Below are 2,547 nucleotides of genomic sequence, written 5' to 3'. Positions count from 1 at the left end.
TCAGCAAGAGACTTACAGCCACTGAAAATATGCAAGCCTATGCCATCAGCTCCACCTTTGATAATTGCTTCTTCAAGTGCTGAACAGTCATTAAAAACAAATTCACCTATCTTATTTACTGTGGCAGGAACTTCAACAGATGTTATGCCTGTACAGCCTGAGAATGCATATGAACCAATTCCGATAACTGTTTCAGGAATATTGATATCAGTGAATGAAGAACAACCACTGAAAGCTCCGGCTTCAACTGTTGTAACAGCTTTAGGCATTTCAAGATGTCCTTCGGGATACCTTACCTCTATTACTTTTTCTTTTTCATAATCGTATTCATCATATGATACTTTAGAAAATAAAGAACAGTTTGCGAAAGCGTTTACACCAATACGATCAATAGTCGTCGGCAGATTTATGGATTCCATATTACTGCAATTCACAAAAACATTGTTGCCTATGCTTGTGATTATACCGCCGTCTTTTTCATCACCTGTATTTTCAATGACTGCATATTTAACGATAGATGGGTCTCTGAACGGTGATGAAATGAAATCATACATCTCGCCGTATCCGCAGGCATAAAGATATCCGTCGGGATAGAGCATATATGAGATATGATCGCCCAGTGCACCGGTTTCGGATATTATCTCATCTTTTTCAAATGAAAGTGCAGGAAGTGAAAGATCTTCCATTTCATGTTTCGGAATCTCTTCCGGTATATAAGGTACTCCGGTTACTATCTCTGAATGTTCCGGACCTTGAATATATGGTATATATATTTCCGAATTAGATACTGTTATGCTGCCGCTTTTTAATGATTCTCCGTTATATGATACATCATAAGAGTAACTGCCTGGGAGACAATAGAATATTGTATCTTTTGAGGTGACTCTGGCTTTTTTATCACCAATCGTTATTACTGCCGGTAAATAATCGCTTTCCGAGCCTGTAAGATCGTGAAATTTTACTCTGTATCGTTTATAATTGCATTCACCGAAACCACATCCGTTTTCCGCAGAAATATATCCGTTAAGAAATGGCAACTTAACAGATATTTCAAGCAAATTCCATTCTTTCTTTTTACCGATAATATATAATTCGAGATTGCACTTTATAACAAAATCTGTAGTAAATTTAACACAAAAAGAACAAGCGTGATATGAATCACCTTTATCAACGGATATAATTACGTTATCCTGAGGCTTATTTGATTTGATCAAGCCGCTTAGATCCGCTTCTGCTTTTACTCGCAGTCCCGCTTTTATGTCAAGTCCGAAAGATGCGGTTTTTTTATTTATAACTTCAGCATATATCTGTAATTCAAGACCTGTATAAAGTTCACCTTCAAGGCTAAAACCTGCTTTGATATTTTTTTCATTAAACAGCTCCGTTTTGTCTGTAAATACACCATCGTTATACGCAAATCCTATGATATTGACCCATTTTAAGGACAAATTGATTTTACCTGAAAGTTCAAAAAATATACGGGGGGAAATCACCAGATCAGCAAGCGGAATAGAAGTTGGAATGATTATTTCGGCGATCTTTGCTGCAAGTGATCTTACTGATGGAAGTGAATCTTTATCTGTATAATTGTATATAGAAAATCCACCACTAAACGATATTGAAGGTGTAATTTTTATTACACACTCAATTTTAGTTGTTGAAAGAGTTTTATAAAAATTGAAATTAACTGAGAAAGTAATTGATCCTGAAAGCTTTACATTTGTACTAACTTCTGTATCCTCATACGGATCATTTGGTCTGGGATCATCTGATTCAGAATCCTTATTATTTATCAGCGCTGAACCGTCAAGGCTGATCGTCTTACTTGAACTGAACTCAAAATTGATATCGTGCTGAGGTTCAACATACTCAAAATCAAATGTACCGTCATCATCAACAATAACGTCGCCGTTTTCATCAACATTCGGGAATGATACGCCATCATCAGCAGCAGAAGTGTCAATCTGAGCTTTGCTGATATTTCCTTCGCTTTCAATTTTGATGAAATCAAACATATCCTCGATATCATCGTTACCCGATACGGTTACGGTGTCGCCGTCTTTTTCTATCTTTTCAACATTTACTGCGATGATATTATCTTCATCAGGCTGTATGTAGAGATATTCGCCATTTTCGAGTGAGGTTATGCTCTCGTCTGCATTTTCAAAAACGAAAACATTGTTGTCATAGTTGGCAGAAACGAGGGTATTCTGTTCCTCGGAGCTTTCTGCCTTGACTGTGTCTTCATTGAGAACAAGGAAGTTTGTTGTCTCATCTTCGTCGAGATTGACTACCTGTTCCTGCTCAAAGTCGTTTATGTCCGTGGCAAGTATCTCCTGAAATTCCTTTGTGTATCTGCTAAGGGTATAGGATTTGCCGACAGGGCGGTTCAACGAATCGAAAAGCTGAGCCTTTACAAGATAATACTGCGGAAGTTTTGAAGCATCAGCTTTGAGCTCACTGTTGACAAGTTCGCCTTCTGAAACAGTTGTTTCAACACTGAGGACATTTTCCGAAGTCTCATCATTTATGAAAGAGACTACGATC

Annotated in this window: 1 protein-coding gene; it reads right to left on the bottom strand. The window is 37.5% G+C overall.

Annotation, left to right across the window (positions count from 1 at the left end; genetic code table 11):
• Positions 1–2,547, bottom strand: a 2,547-nt coding sequence (locus L870_RS16885) for a leucine-rich repeat domain-containing protein (RefSeq protein WP_037271550.1), incomplete at both ends; no start/stop codon positions are given.

The organism is Ruminococcus flavefaciens ATCC 19208 (assembly GCF_000518765.1).
Taxonomy (GTDB): Bacteria; Bacillota; Clostridia; order Oscillospirales; family Ruminococcaceae; genus Ruminococcus; species Ruminococcus flavefaciens.
This window is presented reverse-complemented; position numbering and strand designations above follow the sequence as displayed.